This window comes from Paenibacillus sp. FSL E2-0151 (assembly GCF_037993015.1).
Classification (GTDB): Bacteria; Bacillota; Bacilli; order Paenibacillales; family Paenibacillaceae; genus Paenibacillus; species Paenibacillus amylolyticus.
In genome coordinates, this window is the sequence record NZ_CP150308.1 from 5,903,869 (window position 1) to 5,926,006 (window position 22,138).

The following is a 22,138-nucleotide window of genomic DNA, read 5'->3' on the forward strand; positions in this document are numbered from 1 at the left end:
AAAGTCTCAAGATAACTTTTTTCATTATAGGTGAGATAGTTCGACAATTCAATGCAAATGACCTGACAGGCTTCCGGGAAGCTAAAATCAAACTTATAAAATAAAAAAGAGCCGGCATCAGCCGACTCTTAAAATTCTAAATCCATGCACGCAGATTAACCTGCTTTATAAAATCCGCCTGTGACATAACATCGTTCGCGGTTTCCTCTTCCTCTTCCACAGCTTGAAAATCTCCGTTCATCAGATGATGAAACAGCTTCTCATTGTGTGTCGCAAGGGCGTAATCTATCAACGCTTCTCGCTCGACCCGCTCAGCTTCCTGCTTCAGCAGAACCTCTTCCAGATCGACGTCGCCGGATGGAACAAAAAAGTTCCGGTTTACCTGCGGCACTCGAAGCACGTAATCGAACGCATTGTCCGGATTCCGGTCATAAGCGATGATGAAACCATATTCCCCCACAGGAAGATTCTGCTCAAACGCATCCGCGACGATGACAACCTTCTCTCCTAATCGCAGCATCGTCTAACCTCCTGGTAGTCTATCATTAATATTTATTTGTATAGTCTACTAGAAAAGAATAACGATGTCTAGGAATACTAGAATTAAACAACATATTTGTGCAAAATCTTTTTTTCCATTTTTAAAATGATGTTATTTCCGATTACGTGCACCTGGCTTGCGCTGTGATCGAATCACGACAAACCAATATATTATGAGCGGCGTGGGGAATCCGGTGATGCCCCATAATCCCCATAACCAAGGGAAACGTCCACGTCTGCGTGCGTCCTGAAAGATCCATGTGCCCTGAACCAGAAGAAAAATGCCAAGCAATGTAAGCCACAGTGGAGAAATCTCATCCAATGAATAATGTATTTTATTCATGATGGACCTCCTTCCGGTGCCGTCCGGCCCAGATCACAACCAAAATCACCGCAACAGCTGTACCAAGCGCCTGGATTCCCAGATATAGAGCTGGAGCAGATACGAAAAATAATGCCCCGAAGGTAATGGCAAGCAATCCAACCAACCAGAAACATATCATCTCAATCCAATTGGCTCGACGTCTAATCTGTCTCCGTTCCCTGACTTGGGCTTCAAGTGCACCCAAAGAAGGAATACTTGTCGGATCAAATGCATCATCCAGCACTTTCATGTGTTGCTGCAATCGTTCCACAACTTCTTGTTCTTGTGCATCGTCTGATCTGCTCATCCTTATTCCAGCTCCTTTCTTAACTGACGGAGACCATAAGCTGTGCGTGACTTCACCGTTCCCGCAGGAATATCCAGCATTTCCCCGATCTCGTCATACCCGTATCCATAATAATGCTTCAGTAACACTGCAACACGATGTTCGGGTGTCAGTCTTGTCATCGCATCCATGACATCTGTCCATTCTTCATTCCGAATCTCAAGCTGCCAGCGGAATCGACGTACAGCCTGATCCCGAATGAGAGCAAGCCAGTTCTGTTCTCTCTTCTTACGTCTTGTCTTATCGATATAGATGCGGGTCGCAATGGTGATCATCCATGATGAAAAGGCAGACGTGCCATCATATCGATGGATATTTTCCATACAACGAATCATCGTATCCTGCACCGTCTCTTCTGCGAGGTTAGCGTCCATCGTCACTTTGACAAGATACTTATACACAAACGTGTAGTGACGTTGTAACAACGCTGCGAGTGCGCTATCGTCTCCCGATACTGCTCTGCGTACCTCTTCCAGCTCAGCTGCCTTTATCATGAAATCACCTGCTTCCCGTTCAATCTGGAGTTAATACGACAGGCTCTGCAAAAACGTTCAATGAAATCAAAAAAAAATTAAACCCGACAATTTCCCGGGCAATCAGACTTGATTCCGGTAATCTTGCAGCTTGTCGAACCACGGTTGGTTGCGGGCTCCGTTTCTTAAAACACGGCTTGTCCATATATTCTGCTGAGACTTCACCACTTCATTGGTCACGCTAGGGTTATGTATTAAAGCTCGCTCAGTACCTGTTTCTCTTTTCCCACTTTCCAATATGCGACGGTTTTCTTCAATGATCGGATACTCGACACGCTGATTCAACGGAATAACTCTTGTTTTCTCCACTTTGATATTCCCCACTCTCATGATCTACTATTTCTTAAATTTATTATTTCTAAATCAACCTGTACTTGCTGCTAACTTGCTATTGGTCTAAAACTGGCTTGTGATGAAGCGCATCTTGCATCTCTATGTAGCGTAAAAAAGGCTAATTCTGTGATAAAAAGGGGCTGAAAACAAAAAAAGAACGCAAACCGGGTATAGACCACAGTCTGCGTGCTTCGCGAGGTTGGGTGTTTCTTGGTAATGCTTCAGTTAGATGATGCCTTAACGCTTGTAACAACTAATTGCTATTCTAATGAAAAAGTTGTCACTTGTCCAGACTTTCTTCACATATCATGTCGGATTATCTTGCGGACACGTAAGGATTGTTCTGTTTCTCATAACCAATGGTCGTTTTGGGACCATGACCTGGATATACTTTCACTTCATCAGCAAAGGTGTAAAGCTTGTTCTGGATTGAATCAATCAGATCCCGTTCACGCCCTCCTGTCAGGTCCGTTCTGCCCACACCCATGCGGAACAGCACATCACCGGCAAACAGGTCGTTATCACAAAGCAAACTTACACTGCCTGGTGAATGTCCAGGTGTATGGAACACTTTAAACGTATGACCAATCAGATTCAGCTTCTGCCCTTCGTCCATGGCATATTCAGCAGGATCTGTCGAAAGCGGTGGTGTCGCCTGTGGCCAATTCAAAGATCCATTTAATTTCGGGGTGGTGAGCCAGTCACTCTCCAAGTCATGAAGATAAACGGGACATCCCTTCAATTTACGGATCTCATCTACCCCGCCCATATGATCAAAGTGAGCATGAGTGAGGAGAATGGCTTCGATCTCCAAGTCTTGGATCGCCTTAAGCAGCGGCCCTGGATTCATGCCTGGATCGATAATGACGGCTTTGCCCGGATCATCTCCTTGTAAAAGATACGCGTTGGTCTGAAGCGGGCCTAGTGTAAACGTACGAATGTTAAGCATATCGGCTTAGTAACCCGAAATCAGTTCACGCAGCTCACGGATAATGGCCGCATGTGACTCCGTTCCTTCCCCATAACGTTTACCAATCTCTTGACGCGCTACAGCCAAATTTTCTTGATAATCTGCTGCTTCACGATCCGGATTAAGGCGTTTGAATTCAATCATGACTTCCTGTACATGCTGCGGACGAGGTCCCCACTGACCTAACACATGACCACCTGTATCTGCAAAAATAACGACTGGCACGGAACGGCCACCCATCGTCAGGAACTCATCCATCACTTCCGGATGGTTCTCCATAATCAGAACTTCTGTTGGAATTCCTGAGATTTCAAGCGCCTGGAACACAACCGGAATATTACGGACAACATCCCCGCACCAGTCAGCAGCCAGAATTAACACACGCAGATCATCGCGATGGTTCAGACTCTCAAAGAACTCACGATCCTCTTCGTTCGACCAAGTAAAGCTATCATAGTTGGCCTGGAATTCACTTTGGTTCTTGGTCATACTCTCGATAAAATCTTTCGGTGGAAGACCTTTACCGAATTTGTGAGACAAGTTGGGTTTACCCATGACTAGACACTTCCTTTCTTTTTACGAACATTCATCCATTTAATAAGTACATAAACGATCATAAGGGCGAGAGCGACAAGCAAAATAGGCATAACATATGGTGCCGCTTTCTCATCAATATGCTTCCATTGATCTCCAAGAATCATCCCTAAATATATAAACAATGCAGTCCAAGGTATAACAGCGAGTGTAGTAAGCAAGATGAATTTGCCTGTGTGCATTTTCGTGATGCCAGCCGGGATGGAGATTGCATGTCTTACCACCGGAACAAAACGCGCTGTGAAAATGACACCTGTACCATACTTGCGGAACCACTCCTCGGAATGGTCGATGTGTTTTTTCTGGATGAGTATGTATTTACCGTAGCGTTCAAGTACAGGTCTGCCGCCATAACGGCCAATCCAGTAAATAAATAACTGGGCAATCACACCGCCCACCGTACCAAAAATCATAGCACCGAAGAAGTTGATATTACCTTGTGAAACGAGAAAACCTCCATACGCCAGCACAATTTCGCTTGGGATAACTTCCAACATTAATCCAAGCATGATTCCAAAGTACCCAAGACTTTGAATCCAATCGAACAATTGGCCAACAAGGTTATGAATAAAGTCCATCTCAACCCTCTTTCTCCATCCTGATTGGCGGTGCCCCTCCGCACCATGGATGTTCGTCCCTATTTTATCACAGGGCTGTGGACGTTGCTACTTCACGAGGTTGGGATAGTGTCCCGTTCGTAGCAGTCCGCATATGGTATGGGGAGAGGAGCGTGAGAAGATGTCACACAAGTCAATACCCGGTTCTCCACCGGTCAAACATACGCAATCCGGTCAAAACCTTCCTTCCGCCAGAGGAATTCGCCGGGCATGCAGCAAGGAATTATACCGGACAGCCAAAAGGCTAAAAGTATATGTCTCTCCCGAACGGATGAAACAGGCGGAAGAATATTATTACGGTAAGGTGATCACAAATCTGCTCTGGATTGGGGAGAATCGCGACAACCGCAAGAAATTATGTGAGTGGTGGAACAAGGATGTCAGTGCAGAGATCGCCGCGATGTGGGAAGTAGATGTTGAACCATTAAAAGATGCGTTTCAGCACGCATTTGGCGGTTATCGTCTGTAAGTATGGAGGAATGAGGCAGGTAGCTGTGTCTTCAAACCTACTGAAAGACGCAGCAAAGCTGAAGCGAATCTTAAGCGAATCTGAACATGTTAGGAACGGGTGAGGGCACGGGCACTGTGTCCTTAACGTGTGATGTTAATGCCCCCTTCACGTACGAGCAAGCGATAGAGACAACATAAATGCGAATTGCTCACTTATGATGTAAAGCTTCGCTCTGGGCGGAGTTCAGGGTCGTCCTCTGGCTTGCGGATCGAGCAGAGCATGGAGCCGACCACCATGGGGAGCATGAACATAAGCTGGGATTATATTTTCATGCTCATTCTCATACTCAAGCCCAAGCCCATGAGCAGTAACGAATCTGAGGCGTCTTATTCAACGATTTGAAGCGTCTGCAGAAATCTAAGGAACCTGAGACACGTTATATCGGAATTTTTGGACTTTTATAGGGTTTTTGTTAGGGAATTTCCGGAAATAACGTGTCTGATGTTCCTTACAATTTAAAAGGAGGAGCTAGAGGCCAAATAAGACGTCCTGTGTTCCTTAGAAAATCGCATACCCATCCGCGAGGAGCAGCCAGCTTGGACTCCCAGAATTTTTAGACGCTGACATCCATCATCATATAGCTTGGGTAAACGTCAAGATCCAGCAGTGATTCAAGGTCTCCGCTTGTTCAACTCTGGAGTAAACGGAGGAGAAGAACCCGAATCAAGCCTGCGCAGGTTCTCTCCATAGCCTGGAGCATGTTCTTCCAGTACAAAACGACGATCATTACGAACGTTTCCTGCTTCCACTTCCTCCGTCAGCAGTTGATACCGTTCATACATCTGGACACCAGCGGCGGCAGTCTGTCGGGCTCGATCCGTGAATCCTGCCTTCCATTCCCGCCGCGTTGCCTGCTCCATCCAATACAAAGCCGTGGATTGGCCAATGCCATCATACCGATTCAATGCGATCGCTTGTTCAAAATATTCTCCAGCTTGCTGTCCTTCGCCGAATTGGGCTGCCAATCGTCCCAGTTCGATGTAAATGTGAGGGTGCATCGGGGAATGGGACAAGCTGTTTAAAAGGAGTGTTTCTGCTTCTCGTACCGGGAGCGTTCGCGCAAAGGATATCACGATATCCGCTCGATTCGGGTTAGACTGAAGAGCAGCCATAAGATGCACCTTCTGTGCTGGAGTGCCATCCGGTTCAGACATCGCCTGACGGTACTGCACTTCTGCTACGGCATATCGAGAGGTCAGCCAGACTGTTCCACCAATCCAGAAAAGGATGATCATCACTGTGGATACCCTTATTAGCCGAGCAGTTACTCGCTGAAAAATATGAAAGAAGGAACGCATCGGGACAGCTGATGGGTGGGATTGGGTTGATAAATATCGCAAGAAAAGAGATCTGGATTTAGATCTCAATTTAGATCCCGATTTGGATCTGATAGGAGTGTATTTCACAGTTACGCCGGATCGCTGGACCCCCTCTGTTTCCGTCTTCAATGCGACTGCCCAAGCACCGAGCCAGATGAAAAGCATCCAAAATAATGTGAAGCTCCAGTCAAAGTCCATCACCCCATGCAGGCCAAAAACAAGCACGGATGGAAAGAGCTGCGGTGCAAAATAAAAGATGCTTCGCAGGGTGAGGAGAAACCACCCTGCGACAAGCACGATGCCGATCATGCCCGTGTCCAGGGCGAGATCGAGCAGGCCGTTGTGAACCTCGCCTCCAACATAAGGCGAGGATTGAATGGCGCGAAACATGTTGCGCCATGTATCTCCCCCTTGGCCGAGCCATGCGGCCTCGGTCCACAGCTGGAGGGCATCCCGCCACATCTGTAGGCGGGACACCCCAGTGCCGACACCCGCCGCGAGGCGATCGGCGGTGGAGGCCACGGCCATTAGTGCGGCGGCGGCTCCCGCCAGCACGATGGCCGTCAGAGCAGCGGCGCGCGGAGCCTTGGCGGCGCCGCTGTGCCATAGGCGGCACAGCAGCAGCGTGCCGAGCAGCGCAGCTGCCCATGCCCCGGCCAGTGCCAGCAGGCCGGGCACGGGTGCAGGCGCCAGCTGGGCAGCAGCCAGCTGGCGGTACAGCCAGGCCGCGCACGCCAGTGGCGCGGCCATGGCCAGCAGCAGCGGCAGGCGGGCACCGCGCCGCTGCAAAGCAAAGGCGGCGACCGCGGCGCAGCCGGTCGCCAGCCAAGCGCCGCGCGACTCGCTCAGCAGGAGCGCGGCTTGCGCAGGCATGAGCGGCAGCACTGCCGCGATGAGTCGCCCGGCCGGCACAGGCCGGGCTATGACTCGCGCGGCGGCTGTCAGCCGCTCCAATGCGTACATGCCAACAATGGCACCGTACGCATTCGGGTACTGCAATAATCCGCCGAGCCTTGCTCCGGCGGAGCTGATCTCGGGGTCAGCAGTCCGCATCACCCCGAAGGGCAGCGGCAATATCCCGCACACGGCAAAGATGCCGCTTAGCACAAGCAAGCCGCCTGCCATCTGCCAACCGCAGGCTAACCAACGCGCACCATTCGTGCGCGCAGCCAGTATTGCGGTGAGCAGAGTAAACATCCCAAGCAGGCTCCACCGCAGCATCTCATCCATGCTGCCCTGTTTACTCACCGAGCCTGCCCACGCATGTACCCCAAAACATGTCATCATCCCCAGCGGCCACAACACCCGCAATATTCCCGGGATTCGAATCATTCGCCAAACCATTCGTTCATTGTTCCCTAGCCAATGTACCGGTGACAGAGGTACTTGTTTTCTTCCTTGCTCCTGCTCTTGCTCTTGCTCTTTCTCTAGTCGAATACCTACAAGGAAAAGCAAAAACATAATCAATATGCTTCCTGCTTCGATCAGAATGACAGGATACAGATCCGCCGAATAATATAGTCCCCGACTCAGACACCCTGCAAGTAGCAAGATAATTGAGAGTATGCCCAGCCCAACAGTCCCTCCCGACCCTGAATAATGTTCACTTCTCAAGATCCAAGGAAAACGACCTGACCCATCAATTTGGATAACTCCATTTGATTGATATGTATCATCTTTTTCATACATATCATCTTTCATATCATCTTTGTTGTATGTATTTTCCCTATGATATGCACTGTCTCTACTGCCTTTACTGTCTCTACCGTCCCTCTTGCCCCCATTACATAAGTCCCTGTTATCTACATATTCTGTACCATTTGCGTGGTGAGACCGTTCAAACGCCTGTTCCATCATTTCCTCATTCGCCGCATACCCTCGTCTATACCTTACAACTCCCTTATGCATTGTCCTATTCTTCATCCTTATACCCCCTCTTTCCTACCACCGCTCCATATGCATAACAAAAAGACAGAAGATCCCGATAACGGGTCCTTCTGCCTGATATACATCTGACAGTTATGATGTTGCTTGCTACGCAGTATGTGCATTGAATATCATTTTACATTCAGGGACCCTAATTGCAGTATGTCCCTGGATTGGCGTTGGCACACTCAGCAAAGGTCGCAATTTGCGGAATCTTGAACGGTTTCTTTGCTCGAATTTGATTTCCCATCGGCCTGCTTGCCATCGCCAGGAAGCAAATCGGCACAAGCCCGCTCCAAATATGGATCAGCATGAATGAAATCACGGAAAGCCGTATATTCATTCCACATCTCCGTCACTTCGCCAGCCTGACCGCGAACAGCACGAATCAATATGTTTTTAGGCGTATTCTCCATATCGATGAATTCAAGCAATTGTGTCTTGTATCCCATCAGATCAAGCAACTTGGCACGAATCCCATCCGTAGCCAGTGCGGAAAAACGTTCCTTGAGGATGCCATGGGACAACAACGGATTCATCACGGAAGCCTCTACTTGGTCAAACAGTTCATGCTGACAGCAAGGAACAGACAGAATAACAGAAGCCCCCCAACGAACTGCCTTCTCCAAAGCAGCATCGGTAGCTGTATCACAGGCATGCAGCGTGACAACCATATCCACTTCATTTAATTCATCGTAGTCCGCGATGTCTCCAACCAGAAACTTCAGATCGCCATAATGCAATCGATTAGCCAGACCATTACAGTGTTCAATTACATCTGCCTTCAAGTCCAGCCCAATAATCTTGAGTGAACGCCGTTGTTGTACAGACAGATAATGATATAACGCAAATGTCAGATAAGACTTGCCACAACCAAAATCAACGATGGTCAGTGGACGCCCCTCCGGCAGATGCGGAATAACATCCTGCACCATTTCGAGGAAACGGTTGATCTGTCTGAACTTGTCATACTTACGGGCCAGCACACGACCTTCTTCGTTCATAATACCAAGTTCAACGAGGAACGATACAGGTACGCCTTCTTCCAATACATATTGCTTCTTGCGATTATGCGACAGGTCCACCGCAGTTTTGGAAGCAGATTTGGTCAGAATGGATACTTTATATTTTTTGCTGATCAAAATTTGATAGTCTGCCTCGGTCGTACAGAGCAGGCCTTGACGAAACGTCTCTTCGCATAACAAAGTCATGCGCTCAGCCGCTTCAGCCGGAGTCAAATTCTCGTGCAGCACTTTGTTGTTATAATGAAATGCAAATTGATAATGCAGCTGATTCTTCAGTGTCACCGGCTTGACTTGCACTTTGGTATACGAGACATTGTCCCGTCTGCGCAGCTGGCTCCAGGTCGCTGTAATCAGCGAATTCTGTTCAAAGATGTCTTGTATAAGCTTTCGCAATGAATCCACGGGGTACATCTCACTTTCGGTTTGGTTTGGTCATCCGTTACCATACCACAATTCCGTTCCCTCTCCAAGTAAAGGCATGTAACAGGCCTTGATCCAATCCATATTTTATGAGTTCATCTCTTAACGACTTAGTTCAGCTAGTCCCTCTTCAACTTCGTTCCGTGGAAGACCGCCCTGCTCCAGTTGTTCATCCGTGAGTGGGTTCAACCTTTCATAGAATGCCTGTACATCATCTCGGTAGCTCACCGGGAATTCAGCACCAAGCTGTAACAGCCTGTACCAACTGTTCTCTGCCTGGTCGTAACGTCCTTGTTGTTCACGATACAGGGCAAGCTGTCTTTCAGTTCGAGCAGGAAGTTCATATTCTTTCGTAAGCCCCAACACACCCTCCACCCGTTCCGGTGCGTCCAACAACTTGGGATTAGCGCCATGATTTAATGCATACAGGTAAAAATGAAGTGATCTCATCAATCGAATGACAGCCTCATCCTCTGCGTCCATTCTCTCCTGATCATCGATGCCTTCCACTTTGGCCTTCTCTTGATAAATATATGCTTCTTCTTCAATCAGCCTGGCGGCTTGCTGCAGATTGTCCACTTCAATCATTCCGCGAAAACGGAACATTTCAATAACATCCTCTGCTGGCAATGAGTTCAGTAGAGATAAGTTCAACCCAAACTGCCTGCGCATCAACTCATCCAGTTCAGATAATGCCTCGGTGTGCTTACGCTGCTGTTTGAGCGTGAACACTTTTCCTATTGCTTCAGTCATTTCCTCCATCATGCGGAGCAGATAATCTTTTCTGAACATGCTGTATGCCCCCTCATCATTCGACCCTATACATTCAATCGTTCTCATATCGTTCCTTTATATTTATTTTAATTCATGCCATGACAAAAAGCCAAAAACAAGAAACACGTGTCTTTGCTCTAGCCATGAACACACTAAACCCCTGCCTATCCCAAAGGGACGTGGCAGGGGCTCGGTTGAAATGGAACTGGTTACTCCTCCTCCACAAGAGGTTGAATCATCCAGAAACCAAACTATATTCTAGGACGTGTCTCAAAACTCGCTGAAGTGCATCTTTTACCGCCTTTTCGCCCCATGCTGCGTCACTTCCCCTTGACGTGCCCCGGCACGCCTGCGGAAAACTTCCTTGCTTGGAACGAAAATTCAGTAAAATCTACTTCCTTCGGAGTTTTCAGACACGCCCTAATGATATCAACATAAATCACTTCATCAATTACTTCGATAATCCAGCCATAAATTGTTTAATGACCTGAATTAACTCTTCAGGAGCTTCATACATGCTCATATGACCTGCACCCGCAATCACGGCTTGCACGATATGTGGCTTGTCACTTGTAAATGTACGTTCTGGCGGGATAACAGCATCCTTCTCTCCTGCAACCAGCAATACAGGTAAAGGTGTAGCCGATAACACATCGCGGCGATCCGGGCGTTCTCGCATAGCAAGTGCAGCACCAACAGCACCTTGAGGAGCAGTCTGGTATCCAATTTCCTTCACACGTGTGACATGCTTAGATAACGATTCCACATGTTCCGGTGCAAACAGTCCGGGAACCAGTCCATCTACAAAATTTACGATACCTTCGGTCTGAATGGTGGATACAGCACGAAGGCGTTTTTCCTTGGCTTCTTCACTGTCTGGATAGGCTGTCGAATGAATCATACCAAATGCATTCAAACGCTCCGGGTGACGTTGTGCAATCGAGAGCGCAATATATCCCCCCATGGAGTGTCCCAGAAGGACCGCCTTTTCCACGTTCAGCTCATCCATCAACTGTAATACATCGTTGCCCATCTGTTCGATGGTATAACTTCCTACAGGTGCATCTGTTTTTCCGTGTCCACGCAGATCAGGTACGATACAGCGATAGCTGCGTGCCAGTTCAGGTACGACCTCATCCCAATACGATGAACTGCCACAGTATCCGTGGAGCAAAATGAGTGCTTCTCCCTTACCTTGTTCGGCATAACAAATCGTCGTTCCATCACACATCACTTTTTCCATATGAATCCCTCTCTCTGCGCGAATTAAATAATTCAGGTTGTATATTATTAAGCCTACATATCATGAATGAAACGTTTGTCTCCATTTCCATGCTTCAATTGCGGCATCTGCAATCGTTCGGGACATCCCCATAACCAAGTGAAGCGAGGTCATCTGCAAAATGGAATAGGGCCTTGGTCCATTCGCATTAACCACAGCTGCTACACTGTATTGTCCAACAGGAGGTAGCTTGCCTCCGACCGATTGGGCCGGAATGAGTGGGTTATTCGAGAGATAGTATGTACCTACCGCATGCTTTGGACCCAGACATGCATCAATCGCTATGATGGCATGGTGTGCAGGAATAAGTGCCAATTTCTTTTCCAGCGTATCTGCATCACAAGGGGAAGACAGCGTGCCAATCACGTTCTCCATTCCGCTCTCTTGCAGTAAACTTCCTGTCATTGGACCCAGAGCATCCCCGGTGGAACGATCAGTACCGATGCAGACAAACGTGATTTCAGCTGGAGAATGAAGTTGAACGATGTTTTTGAAAAATAAGACCAGATTCTCTGCAGGCACGCCTTTGCGGACTTCCCTTCCTTGATGGCGAACCATTTCTCGCTTATACGCTGCCAAACTGTATTCCCTCCAGTACACTCAGGTTTCCGTTAAATCCTGTTGTTGTATCCATCATTGTAACCGATGCTTGGTTTCCTCGCAAAAGCATTAGCCTGAGCGCTTCCAATCATGATACAATAACAAGAGTTTCCGATATGGAAGGGATGAACTTAACGATGGATTTATCACAAGCAACAGCAGCCAATATGGAATATATGATTGAAGCGATCAAAACCAAACTTCGTATGGCAAGCGGTGCCGCCATGCAAGCTTCTTCATTCCCACTTGAGAAATATGAAGATCTGTTTGACCTGTATGAAATGATTTTGAGCAAGGAACATCTCAGTATCTCTGAAGTGGAAGCTGTCGCTTCGGAACTGGGTAATCTTCGTAAATCTTAAGCCAAAAAAGGACCTGTTTTCCACATCACCGTGGGAACAGGTCCTTTTTCGCATGTTTATATCCTTAAGGCAGGTCAACCAAAACAAATTCGGCAGGTTCACTGTCTGTACTCGTGATTTGCAGATCACAGCTTTTGCGAATTCGTGCGGCATCCCCCGGCTTGAGGTTGAAGTTACCATCCGAACAATGAATCTCTACATGTCCACTGATCAGGAAAAGATGTGTCCGTCGGTCTTCATGTTGCGGGTACATCAACTTCTTCCCGGACTCCAAATGGGACAGGTAACAGGTTACATCCTGGGAAATAGGCAATGCGCCTTCACTTCCCTCGCCCCCTTGCCCGGATACAATCGGACATAGACGATTCAAATACTCCTGCGGCTCTATTCTCCGATTCGTATAGGAAGGTTTCAGCATACGCTCCGATGGCAAAAACCACATCTGAAGGAAACGTACCGGTTCATCCGCTGACGGATTGGTCTCGGAGTGTTCCACTCCCGTACCCGCACTCATCACCTGGACCGTACCCGGTTCAAGCAATTGTTCTGTTCCCATACTATCCGTATGTTTGAGTGTACCCGATATGACATAACTGACAAGTTCAAGATCATGATGTGGATGTTTCTTAAAGCCTTCTTGCGGCATCAGCGTGTTTTCATTATGAGCCAACAGACAGCCAAAATGGGCGTTGCTTGGATCATCATAATCCGCAAAGGAAAAGCTGAATTCACTGTGTATCCAACCTCGATCCGACGTGTGCCTTTCTTCCGATGTCACCACTTTAATCATGTTCATCCACCTCCAAGGGTTTAGAGCTGCCACATTACCGCGGCAGTCCATGCGTGTATATGAATTGTATAGATGAATACCAGTTGGTATGTCATCTTTACCCGGGGTCCGGCAACTCTAATCACGCCCCTTCTTAAGGTTATACGCTATCTTCAAGTGAGTGAAGAATGAACTCACTATCTGCATGACCTACAAGGGTACCCGCATCATTTCGGATGTCCGAAGGGAACACTTCAGCCAATCGTGCAATGGTTCTTTCATTGGAATAACCAATCTGTCTCAGGATGGATTGGGTAATGAAAGCCCACTCTTCCTCGGAACCATCAAGCACCTTGAAGGTGATTCCCAGTCTTTCTTTTTTCAGACCAAAACCGAATACCCCCTTGAATCCACCCTTCGCTACAATGTTATCGTCTTCCAGCAGCACTGAATCTACACGCTCCGTGCCACCAACCATCAACGGATGTTCATTCATAGCTGATGTTATGGTCTCTACAGCTGTTCTTGTGGAAGGATCAGCGATAAGATCTGGACAAGCGAGCTTCAGATAGGCGTTCGACAATGCCGACAACGGCAAAGAAAATACCGGAAAGCCGCAGCCATCCGTCCCAAGCTTAATCTCTTTTTCCTCAATACCTGCCAGGTCGGCAAAGGTTTCAAGAATTTCTCGTTGTACCGGATGATCCGGTTCAGCGTAACTGCCCAGATCAACCTGCTTCATCTGACTGTACCCCAGAATTCCCAGATGTTTTCCGGAGCAGTTGTGCAAGATGCGCCGTTTCTCTCCTTGTCCACGTAACCATTGATTACGGCTTTCTTCATTAAGCGGATAACTTGGTGCACAGATCAGGCATTCTTCTCCCAATCCGATCTTACCGGATAACTGCTCCAGCACCCGAATGTGTTCCGGTTCCGAACGATGCGAAGAGGACATAATGGCAATCTCCTGTGCCGATAGGCCATAGTGACTGGCAATTCCTGCTCGAATACCCGGAATGGCTTGAAAAGGTTTGGCAGATGAGCGAGTGAACGCTCTAAAATGAGGGTCACCAGCCGAGTATACGATTCGGCCATACTCATCCGTAATACTTATGTGTCCGTAATGGGCGCATTCCATAACGCCTGCACGGTATTCTTTAATTAACAAGGCACTCTCCATGCGAGTTCTCTCCTTTGTGCTCCCGATTTCATCTCTGCTTTGCGTCATGACGCCGCATGGGATATCTTAAATAGTATAGTACAAAAGCGACGTTTTTACAGTTTTTTCGACAGGCGTTTCGGGTATAGCTTTATCATCTATGTTCATCTACTACAATAACTGAAGGAGAAACTCATTATGCCGCGCAAAACGTATTCACCAGCCTCATTCAGTTCAAATTCCGGTACGTTATTACGTCCACTCCTCAACTGGGGTTTGGCTGGTCTGGCCCTCAGCGCATCGGTCATATTTATCCTGGCAGGTCTGGGTGCCTGGTTGGGTGCTGATGTTATTATTCGTCTGGATGATCAAATTCAGCAATTATTTTATCTGAATTCAGATTCACGTCTTCATCTATTCCCTTACACTGCATTCATAACCGCACTGGGCTCATTCAAAATCTCTGCTGTGGCTGCAGGAGGTTTTGCTCTTCTTTTCTTCATTCAACGCAGTCCAAGGTTTGTTGTATATGGATATGCGCTCACGGGAAGTTTTGCCATGATGTGGATTCTGAACACGTTATTGAAGGAATTTTTCAGACGAAGCAGACCTGAACTGGATCATTTACTGGTCGTTCACGGGTACAGCTTTCCCAGCGGACATGCCATGATCTCCATGGGCTTCTACGGCATGCTCTTTGTAATCTGGGCCATTGAAAGACAGCGACATAACTCTTCCGGTGTGTGGCTTCCTGTTCTAGGTGGTATTAGTTTTATTTTCTTGATTGGCCTCAGCCGGATCATGTTGGGCGTTCATTATCCTACGGATGTATTTACTGGATTTACTGCTGGATTGGCATGGATCTTCTGCATGGTTAAAGGCATTAAACAAAGCCTCTAAAGAATGAATTCCTCTAATTTCCAGTTCATTCATCCTCATCTTTATTGTTTCACAGGGTTGCACAGGGTTTATATACGAAGTAAGCAAACGCGAACAGACAACATCCTACATCAAGTTTAAAAGGAGGCGGTTGTTATGTGGGGCATCATTATCAGCATTGTGATGGCTGTCATCATCGGTTTGATCGGAGATGCACTTGCCGGTCACAACATGCCTGGAGGCATAATCGGTGCAATGATTGCCGGATTTGCCGGAGCCTGGCTAGGAGCACTTTTGCTTGGTAACTGGGGACCAGTTATCGGTAACTTTGCCATTATCCCTGCCATCATTGGTACAGCGCTCTTTGTTTTCTTGCTGGGGCTTGTGTCCAGACTGCTAAGACAGGCTGCCTGATTCGGGCAACAAGGTGTTCGTTGTTTCGTATTTGTTTCTTAAATTGAAGAAGGAGTGATTAGACATGAATAAAGCAGAAGAGCAATATCCTGTACAGACGGGTTCCACTTTCGCAAAAGGTATTTTCATCGGGGGTTTGCTGGGAGCTGCAGCAGCACTACTCTTTGCGCCTAAACCGGGACGTGAATTGCGTGGTGACCTTTCCGAGAAAGTGGGCATCGTTACTGACCGCACCAAAGAAGTGGCAACTGTTGTAGGTGACAAAGCCTCTGAACTGGCTAAAACGGTCTCTTCCAAAACTTCCGACATTGCAAAAACGGTAAATCAAGGCCGCAATGATGTAATGGACTCTGTGAGAAAAGCGTCCGCTGATGTGGCTAACGAAGCATCCCGTGCATCTGATGAAGTGGCTGCCGCTTCCGTTGAAGCGAAGGAAGATGCACGTAAAGAACTTAACTCGACTAGCCTGTAAGGCGATACAGATCGAGTGACTAATAGCCAGCTGCACTCCAGCTGGCTATTTTTTATCCAATGAGAGTTGAGGAGGACAAATAATATGAGTAAAGTTACAATCAACGGTAATACTCCAATTACGGGAGGAACACCGGCACAGCAGTATGATACAAGCGAGCATCCTTTTGAATTGCGGCACGAGGTAAAACGATTGAACACACGTCTGGACCAGATTGCGGACAGTCTGGAGAGAGCACAGATCAAGGATATTATTGAGAATTACAGCAGTCCCAAAAAGCGGATTATTACCAATTTTACAGCGGGCATGGCACGAGGTCTCGGTCTGACTGTGGGTACCTTTGTTGTTCTCGGTTTGCTGGCATTCATTCTCAGCCAATTCGTGAATATGCCAATTGTGGGCCAATATATCGCTGACTTGCTTGGTTATATTGAAGATTACAAAAACTAAGAGGACTAACCAACAGTAGGCTATCCCTTACGTTTTTCCGTTGCTCCTTTTTTCTCTGTCTCTTCAGCTGAAGGCTGTGAGGATTTCACTTTGAGCAGATCTCCTGTCCAGCCTTTCATCATCAGCCATACATACATGCTGATCATGCTTAAGATAATGACAACAAGGACCAGTACAACTCCCCATGATTTGTCGATAAAGGGCAGGTTCTCAAAGTTCATCCCCCATATCGCGCCAGCTGCCGTGGCAGGTATGAACACAGCAGTAACAATGGTCAGCGTCTTCATGATCTCATTGCCACGTACACCTGAGATCGCATTATCAATGGAGATTAACGTATCGATCTCTTTCTCGTAGTGACTAAACAAACGTTCCATTCGCTCTACTCGATGTTGGAGCTGCTGGAAATATCGATTTTCGTTGATTTCACTGAGATAAGCCTCATGGGCAGCAGCCATCAGTTCCGAATAGGGGATAAACAGATTGCTCCAGTATAACAGTTCAAATCGGGCGGCCAGAATCTGGTCCATTAAAGTTCGGGCATTGCGGGATTCCATCTTCCGTTCCAGATCACGCAGGTTCATCTCAAAATGATCCATCCCCACATGGTAGTAATGCAGTATAGCTCGAAAAAGTACAAACATCCCGTCCCTGGCTTCACTACATTGCTGTAACATATGGGCACGTTCATCCGTCTTCATAATACCTCGTGTATTGTCATCCATATTCAAGGTAACCAGGTTATTGCGATCGACATAGAAAAACATCTGATTATCTTGACGTTTGTCATCTCTCTCATTCTTGACCGCATACAACAATGAACCAAATATGACTGGTTCTGTACCATTCACGAAACGGACGGACAAATAATTCGATTCCACTTCCGGAATCTTATGAAGCCAATACCGCATATCCGGAAACGCCTCTGTCAGCTCCCCCAACGCATCGTTCATGCTATCGGTGTCAGGTGCAACCCAATCCCACCATTGCCAATGGTCCGAGCAAGATAACTTGTCACGGCGAGCTTCCAACTTGATTTGGTTCACAATCACTTTATCCACTCCTGCACTCATGTTCTTCATTGCATCCCCAGATCTTTTTGATCCCAAAAAGGACACGTATGCATTTCAGCGCATTGACGTGTCCTTCTTTATGCCGTGCTCAACAACATTAGGGTTCCATTTGTCATAACATTGAAGCATTAGACATGATCTGTTTCAGTTTCTCTGTAGCTCGCTTCTGAATCCGAGAAACACTCATCTGTGAAACACCAAGCTTTTGGGCAATTGCCCGCTGAGATTGGCCATCCTGGAATGCTAGAATAAGTACCTGCTGTTCTTGTTCCTTCAATTGTCCCAATGCCTGTTGCAAGTCCATCCGTTTTTCGACCGAATCATAGTCATTCACATCTGCACTGATCAGTTCTCCCAATGTTGCTGCACTGTCATCCTGAGATAAAGGAGAATCCAGTGATACATAGTGGTAACATTCCCGACCAGCCAGAACTTCAATTGTCTCTTCTGCAGTCAGATCAAGGTATTCAGCAATTTCGTTCACACCGGGTGAGCGCTCCAGCTTAACGGTTAACTCATCGATGGCATGTTGCACAAGGGCTCCCTTTTCCTTAATCCTCCGGGGCACCTGAATATACCAGGATTTATCACGCAAGTAGTTCTTCATATGACCGATCATGCTCTTCATGGCATAAGGTTCAAACGGAATACCTAGGTTGATATCGTATTGCTTAAGCAAACGAATCAAAGCCATCTGCCCGGTCTGATACAAGTCTTCGTATAGATCGGGGCGATTCCGAGCGATTTTGCCTGCTGCCATCTTGACCATTGGTTCATATTTACGGATGAGAACTGTTGCAATTTCATTATCTAGGGTCTGCTGGTATTCCCAGATCAAACCTATAGCTTCAGACATGGACTCTGGGGGAGTCACTTTTTCATTCATACTTTCTCCTCACTTCTTGCAAGACGTTTTACGAGTACTACTTTCGTACCTTTGCCCGTCTCACTTTCCACACTGACATCATCCATCAAGGCTTGCATCAGGTAGAACCCAAGTCCACCAATCTGTGCTTCCGTCAGTTCTTTGTCGTGTAGACCGGCACGTGACACAGCAGGGTTCATGTTCTCGAAGCTGGCACCTTCGTCCTTGACAATAATGGACAATGTTTCGCCATCCACTTCGAATACAACTTCAACCATGCCGCCTTCGTGTGAGTAGGCATACAATACAGAGTTGTTACAGGCCTCGGATACAGCAACTTTCATATCCTCAATGTCTTCGTAGGAAAATCCCATTTTGGATGCTACTCCATAGAGATTGAGTCTTACAATATCAACGTAATCAGCTGTCGCAGGTAAATTAAGGGTGACTCTTTGAACTTCTGCATTCATTCCTTTTTCGATCCTTTCCTATTGGGAATTCTTCTGTGTGACAAAGAATTTGGCGATGCCCGTCATGTCAAAAAGTTTCTGAATCTGCGCAGGAACTTCCTGTACTTCAAAGCGAGCTTCCATTCCATGTCTGGCCTTCAGAACAGATAACAGGATACCAATCCCTGTACTATCGATATACTTCAATTCTTTCATGTTAATCACAAGATCCTGTTCCTTGTTATCCACGAGCGGCTCCATCACCAAGCGGAAGTCAGGAGCAACCGACAAATCCAGTTCGCCAGTCAGATACACCGTGCACACGCCGTCCTGAGTTTCAGTTCTTGCATTGAATTTTTCATTTTTATTTGTATTCATTAGACATCTCTCTCCTGATCAATGGTTTCCTTACCTAATAACCCAACTTCAGCACGAGTGAATCAGAAAGAAGTTTGGAAAATGTTTCAATTGGCCTGATTCATGGCTGAAGGGCCTGGGTCTAACATTTGTCGTTGTTTCTGAAACTGGGCTATTTTCTGTTTTACATTGCCCATTTTCACCGGTTTACTAATATAATCATCCATGCCGGCAGCAATACAGCGCTGCTGAATACCTTCCATCACGTTAGCAGTCATGGCTATAATGATTGGCTGATTAGACTGGGTCAGACTCTCTCGAATCCGCCGTGTACATTCCAAACCGTCCATCACAGGCATCTGCAGATCCATAAACACATAGTCATAGGGATAACGGCTACTGTTTACCATATCGAGTGCGCTCTGCCCATCTTCAGCAATGTCTGAGAGCAACCCCAGCTTACCGAGCATAATCGCCATCAACTTCTGGTTGATCGGATGATCATCCACAATTAATACCGTAGGATATTTATTCTCATTTTTCACATCCGTTGGTTTCTCTTCCCCGTTCCTCTGGACCAGTTCAGTTTCTACATAACGTTTCGCCTGAATTGTAAATACAAACGTCGCTCCCCGTTGCTCTGTTGTATCCAGATAGATCTGTCCACCCATCATTTCCACCAGAGTCTTGCATATTGCCAGTCCTAAGCCAGTTCCACCGTATTTACGTGTCATGGATGTATCCAACTGGGAAAAAGGCTGGAACAGGCGATCCACTTTGTCTGAAGCGATACCTATCCCGGTGTCTTTAACAGCAAACTCCAATGCCATTTGTCCGTCTTTTTCTTCATTCACTGACACAATCAAATATACGCCACCCTGGTCTGTAAATTTGATTGCATTGGCAATAAGATTCAAGAGAACCTGACGTAGCCTTGCCATATCTCCATAGATTAATTCAGGGACAGAATCTTCCAGGAAATAATCCAGTTCCAGATTCTTTTTGCCTGCTTCTGCAGCAAACAATCCCAACACTTCCCGAATACAGGAGACAAGTTCAAAAGGATGCTCTTCCAGTTCCATTTTGCCGGATTCCATCTTGGTAAAATCAAGAATGTCGTTGATGACCGTAACGAGTGCATCTGCACTGCGACGAACGATGTCTGCATATTCCTTCTGATCTTCCCTCAGTTCCGTTTCCATCAGCAGATCAACCATACCGATAACTCCGTTCATCGGTGTACGAATCTCATGACTCATCATTGCCAGGAACTCAGTCTTTGCATTGGCTGCAATTTCTGCTTCTTCCTTGGCCTGAATGAGTTGTTGGTTCATCTTCTCCAGTTCCTGTGTCTTCTGGTGAAGAAGCATGGTCTGTGTCTTCAAACGTTTATTGGTGATAAACATCTCCACAAAGCCCTCGATTTTGGATTTCAAAATCTGAGGAATAAATGGTTTAACCATGTAATCAATGGCCCCGGCTGAATATCCGGCAAACAAGTGCTCCGCTTCTCTGCTATTCGCAGAGATGAATATAATCGGCACATCCTTGGACTTGTCCCGTGCCTTAATTAACTTTGCTGTCTCAATTCCGTCCATTCCAGGCATCTGCACATCGAGAACGATAACCGCAAATTCGTCTTTTAGCAGACAGCGGAGTGCCTCTTCTCCGGAAGTTGCCTTAACGAGTTTATATTGTTCCGATTCCAGAACTGCTTCAAGAGCAAGCAAGTTCTCAGGGCGGTCATCTACCAATAATATGTGGATTGGTTCATTGAGCCCCATGGCTAACCCTAACCCCCTATTTGATCTTCCGGTATATTTTTTCGGTCCGGTCTAACGGCTCATAGGTATCACTGAACTCTGTAAAATGTATCGATTCTTTCGACCCCAGAACCAGAATACCAAAGTGGCTCAAGCTCTCATGAAACAGCCCATGCACATGGTTCCGCAGTTCATCATTAAAATAAATCATGACATTACGGCAAAAGATAACATTAAACTCGTTAAATGACCGGTCTGTTGCCAGGTTGTGCTCGGCGAAAATGATGTTCTTCCTTAGAAAAGGATGAAATATCACCGAATTGTATTTCGCTGTATAGTACTCGGAGAAGGCTCTGGTACCCCCTGCCTCCAAATAATTTGTAGTAAATAGTTTCATTTTCTCAATACCATATACGCCTTCTTTGGCCTGTTGCAAAGAGCGATCATTCATATCCGTTGCGTAGATTCTTGCCTTGTCATACAGTCCTTCCTCATGCAACATGATGGCCATGGAATAAACTTCCTCTCCTGTAGAACATCCCGCATGCCATATTCGGATATACGGGTAGGTTCTCAGGATAGGAATAATCTGTTCCCGAAACATTCGGAAAAGCGAAGGATCTCGAAACATTTCCGTTACAGGGATGGATAAGTTCTGTACAAAACGTTCAAACGCGGAACGGTCATGAAGAACACGCTCCTGCAAGCCGGATATGCTCTTAACACCTTCAGCATGTGCATGATGCCAGATTCTTCGTTTGAGGGATGGCAGTGCATAGTTTCTAAAATCATATCCATATAAACGGTGCATGCCTTCCAACAGCAACTCAATCTCAATCAGCTCGCGTTCTTCATCTTGCGGCATACGGACCAAATCTGCCCCCGTCTCGGTAGGTTCCCACGGTGTCATAAGTTCTCTCCACTTCTTCATTTGTTACTTGCGTATTCGTCGTATTGTCTTTCATTACCCAA

General features: G+C 46.8%; 27 protein-coding genes. 6 read left to right on the plus strand and 21 right to left on the minus strand.

What is annotated here, in order from left to right; genetic code table 11:
• Positions 1-136: 136 nt before the first annotated feature.
• From MHI55_RS26360 to MHI55_RS26395, 8 genes are all read right to left on the minus strand, one after another.
• Entirely contained in the window at positions 137-520 is a 384-nt protein-coding gene (locus MHI55_RS26360) for a hypothetical protein (RefSeq protein ID WP_024631336.1), read from the minus strand.
• 132 nt (positions 521-652) lie between these two features.
• Positions 653-883: a sigmaY antisigma factor component gene (locus MHI55_RS26365; protein ID WP_340387550.1), complete on the minus strand. Its 231-nt coding sequence runs from the start codon at positions 881-883 to the stop codon at positions 653-655.
• Positions 876-1,211, minus strand: a complete 336-nt coding sequence (locus MHI55_RS26370) for a YxlC family protein (protein ID WP_340028373.1) — start codon at positions 1,209-1,211, stop codon at positions 876-878. Before MHI55_RS26370 ends, MHI55_RS26365 begins: the two co-directional genes overlap by 8 nt.
• A 2-nt stretch (positions 1,212-1,213) precedes the next feature.
• Positions 1,214-1,744, minus strand: coding sequence for an RNA polymerase sigma factor SigY (sigY, locus tag MHI55_RS26375; protein ID WP_340028372.1), 531 nt, complete (start codon positions 1,742-1,744; stop codon positions 1,214-1,216).
• 102 nt (positions 1,745-1,846) lie between these two features.
• Positions 1,847-2,113 (minus strand): hypothetical protein, encoded by a 267-nt coding sequence (locus tag MHI55_RS26380; RefSeq protein ID WP_076253602.1) that lies wholly within the window; start codon positions 2,111-2,113, stop codon positions 1,847-1,849.
• 319 nt (positions 2,114-2,432) lie between these two features.
• Positions 2,433-3,065 (minus strand): MBL fold metallo-hydrolase, encoded by a 633-nt coding sequence (locus MHI55_RS26385; RefSeq protein WP_036607016.1) that lies wholly within the window; start codon positions 3,063-3,065, stop codon positions 2,433-2,435.
• A 6-nt stretch (positions 3,066-3,071) separates the two neighbouring features.
• A complete protein-coding gene (locus MHI55_RS26390) occupies positions 3,072-3,641 on the minus strand; it encodes a thioredoxin family protein (protein WP_017692292.1) in 570 nt (189 codons plus the stop codon).
• Between the two features lie 2 nt (positions 3,642-3,643).
• On the minus strand, positions 3,644-4,258 hold the full coding sequence (locus MHI55_RS26395; protein WP_036607012.1) for a DedA family protein: 615 nt from the start codon (positions 4,256-4,258) through the stop codon (positions 3,644-3,646).
• 160 nt (positions 4,259-4,418) lie between these two features.
• Here MHI55_RS26395 and MHI55_RS26400 point away from each other — a divergent pair, with 160 nt between their 5' ends.
• Positions 4,419-4,766, plus strand: coding sequence for a hypothetical protein (locus tag MHI55_RS26400; RefSeq protein ID WP_036607010.1), 348 nt, complete (start codon positions 4,419-4,421; stop codon positions 4,764-4,766).
• A 653-nt stretch (positions 4,767-5,419) separates the two neighbouring features.
• On the opposite strand, the gene MHI55_RS26405 is transcribed toward MHI55_RS26400, so the two are convergent.
• From MHI55_RS26405 to yyaC, 5 genes are all read right to left on the minus strand, one after another.
• Complete coding sequence (locus MHI55_RS26405; protein ID WP_340387552.1) at positions 5,420-8,035, minus strand: O-antigen ligase family protein; 2,616 nt, start codon at positions 8,033-8,035, stop codon at positions 5,420-5,422.
• A gap of 206 nt (positions 8,036-8,241) precedes the next feature.
• Positions 8,242-9,489: an SAM-dependent methyltransferase gene (locus MHI55_RS26410; protein WP_340387554.1), complete on the minus strand. Its 1,248-nt coding sequence runs from the start codon at positions 9,487-9,489 to the stop codon at positions 8,242-8,244.
• 111 nt (positions 9,490-9,600) lie between these two features.
• Positions 9,601-10,290, minus strand: coding sequence for a DUF6483 family protein (locus MHI55_RS26415; RefSeq protein WP_340387558.1), 690 nt, complete (start codon positions 10,288-10,290; stop codon positions 9,601-9,603).
• Between the two features lie 433 nt (positions 10,291-10,723).
• Positions 10,724-11,515 (minus strand): alpha/beta hydrolase, encoded by a 792-nt coding sequence (locus tag MHI55_RS26420; RefSeq protein WP_340387561.1) that lies wholly within the window; start codon positions 11,513-11,515, stop codon positions 10,724-10,726.
• A 60-nt stretch (positions 11,516-11,575) separates the two neighbouring features.
• A complete protein-coding gene (gene yyaC, locus MHI55_RS26425; protein ID WP_340387563.1) occupies positions 11,576-12,133 on the minus strand; it encodes a spore protease YyaC in 558 nt (185 codons plus the stop codon).
• A gap of 158 nt (positions 12,134-12,291) precedes the next feature.
• Here yyaC and MHI55_RS26430 point away from each other — a divergent pair, with 158 nt between their 5' ends.
• Positions 12,292-12,516: a DUF1128 domain-containing protein gene (locus MHI55_RS26430; RefSeq protein WP_036607002.1), complete on the plus strand. Its 225-nt coding sequence runs from the start codon at positions 12,292-12,294 to the stop codon at positions 12,514-12,516.
• A 64-nt stretch (positions 12,517-12,580) separates the two neighbouring features.
• Here the strand turns inward: MHI55_RS26430 and MHI55_RS26435 are convergent, their stop codons facing one another.
• Positions 12,581-13,306, minus strand: a complete 726-nt coding sequence (locus tag MHI55_RS26435; protein WP_340387566.1) for a pirin family protein — start codon at positions 13,304-13,306, stop codon at positions 12,581-12,583.
• A gap of 139 nt (positions 13,307-13,445) precedes the next feature.
• Positions 13,446-14,465 carry an asparaginase gene (locus MHI55_RS26440; RefSeq protein ID WP_340387568.1) on the minus strand — a complete coding sequence of 340 codons (1,020 nt, stop codon included), beginning with the start codon at positions 14,463-14,465 and terminating at the stop codon, positions 13,446-13,448.
• A gap of 177 nt (positions 14,466-14,642) precedes the next feature.
• On the opposite strand from MHI55_RS26440, the gene MHI55_RS26445 reads away from it, so the two are divergent.
• From MHI55_RS26445 to MHI55_RS26460, 4 genes are all read left to right on the plus strand, one after another.
• A complete protein-coding gene (locus MHI55_RS26445) occupies positions 14,643-15,344 on the plus strand; it encodes a phosphatase PAP2 family protein (protein WP_340387570.1) in 702 nt (233 codons plus the stop codon).
• 135 nt (positions 15,345-15,479) lie between these two features.
• Positions 15,480-15,737 carry a GlsB/YeaQ/YmgE family stress response membrane protein gene (locus MHI55_RS26450; protein WP_017692278.1) on the plus strand — a complete coding sequence of 86 codons (258 nt, stop codon included), beginning with the start codon at positions 15,480-15,482 and terminating at the stop codon, positions 15,735-15,737.
• 64 nt (positions 15,738-15,801) lie between these two features.
• Positions 15,802-16,209, plus strand: a complete 408-nt coding sequence (locus MHI55_RS26455; RefSeq protein WP_036606997.1) for a YtxH domain-containing protein — start codon at positions 15,802-15,804, stop codon at positions 16,207-16,209.
• Between the two features lie 84 nt (positions 16,210-16,293).
• The gene (locus tag MHI55_RS26460) at positions 16,294-16,659 is read left to right on the plus strand and encodes a DUF5665 domain-containing protein (RefSeq protein ID WP_017692276.1); all 366 of its coding nucleotides are present in this window, start codon (positions 16,294-16,296) and stop codon (positions 16,657-16,659) included.
• Between the two features lie 20 nt (positions 16,660-16,679).
• Here MHI55_RS26460 and MHI55_RS26465 read toward each other — a convergent pair whose 3' ends face one another.
• The 6 genes from MHI55_RS26465 to MHI55_RS26490 all read right to left on the minus strand — a co-directional run bounded on the left by MHI55_RS26465 (position 16,680) and on the right by MHI55_RS26490 (position 22,076).
• The gene (locus MHI55_RS26465; RefSeq protein WP_340387573.1) at positions 16,680-17,768 is read right to left on the minus strand and encodes a magnesium transporter CorA family protein; all 1,089 of its coding nucleotides are present in this window, start codon (positions 17,766-17,768) and stop codon (positions 16,680-16,682) included.
• 76 nt (positions 17,769-17,844) lie between these two features.
• The gene (locus MHI55_RS26470) at positions 17,845-18,618 is read right to left on the minus strand and encodes a sigma-70 family RNA polymerase sigma factor (protein WP_036606995.1); all 774 of its coding nucleotides are present in this window, start codon (positions 18,616-18,618) and stop codon (positions 17,845-17,847) included.
• Entirely contained in the window at positions 18,615-19,067 is a 453-nt protein-coding gene (rsbW, locus tag MHI55_RS26475; protein WP_036606993.1) for an anti-sigma B factor RsbW, read from the minus strand. Before rsbW ends, MHI55_RS26470 begins: the two co-directional genes overlap by 4 nt.
• Before the next feature lie 18 nt (positions 19,068-19,085).
• Complete coding sequence (locus tag MHI55_RS26480) at positions 19,086-19,424, minus strand: STAS domain-containing protein (RefSeq protein ID WP_036606989.1); 339 nt, start codon at positions 19,422-19,424, stop codon at positions 19,086-19,088.
• A gap of 86 nt (positions 19,425-19,510) precedes the next feature.
• Complete coding sequence (locus tag MHI55_RS26485) at positions 19,511-21,187, minus strand: response regulator (protein WP_076253595.1); 1,677 nt, start codon at positions 21,185-21,187, stop codon at positions 19,511-19,513.
• Between the two features lie 16 nt (positions 21,188-21,203).
• On the minus strand, positions 21,204-22,076 hold the full coding sequence (locus MHI55_RS26490; protein ID WP_036606984.1) for a protein-glutamate O-methyltransferase CheR: 873 nt from the start codon (positions 22,074-22,076) through the stop codon (positions 21,204-21,206).
• Positions 22,077-22,138: the final 62 nt, after the last annotated feature.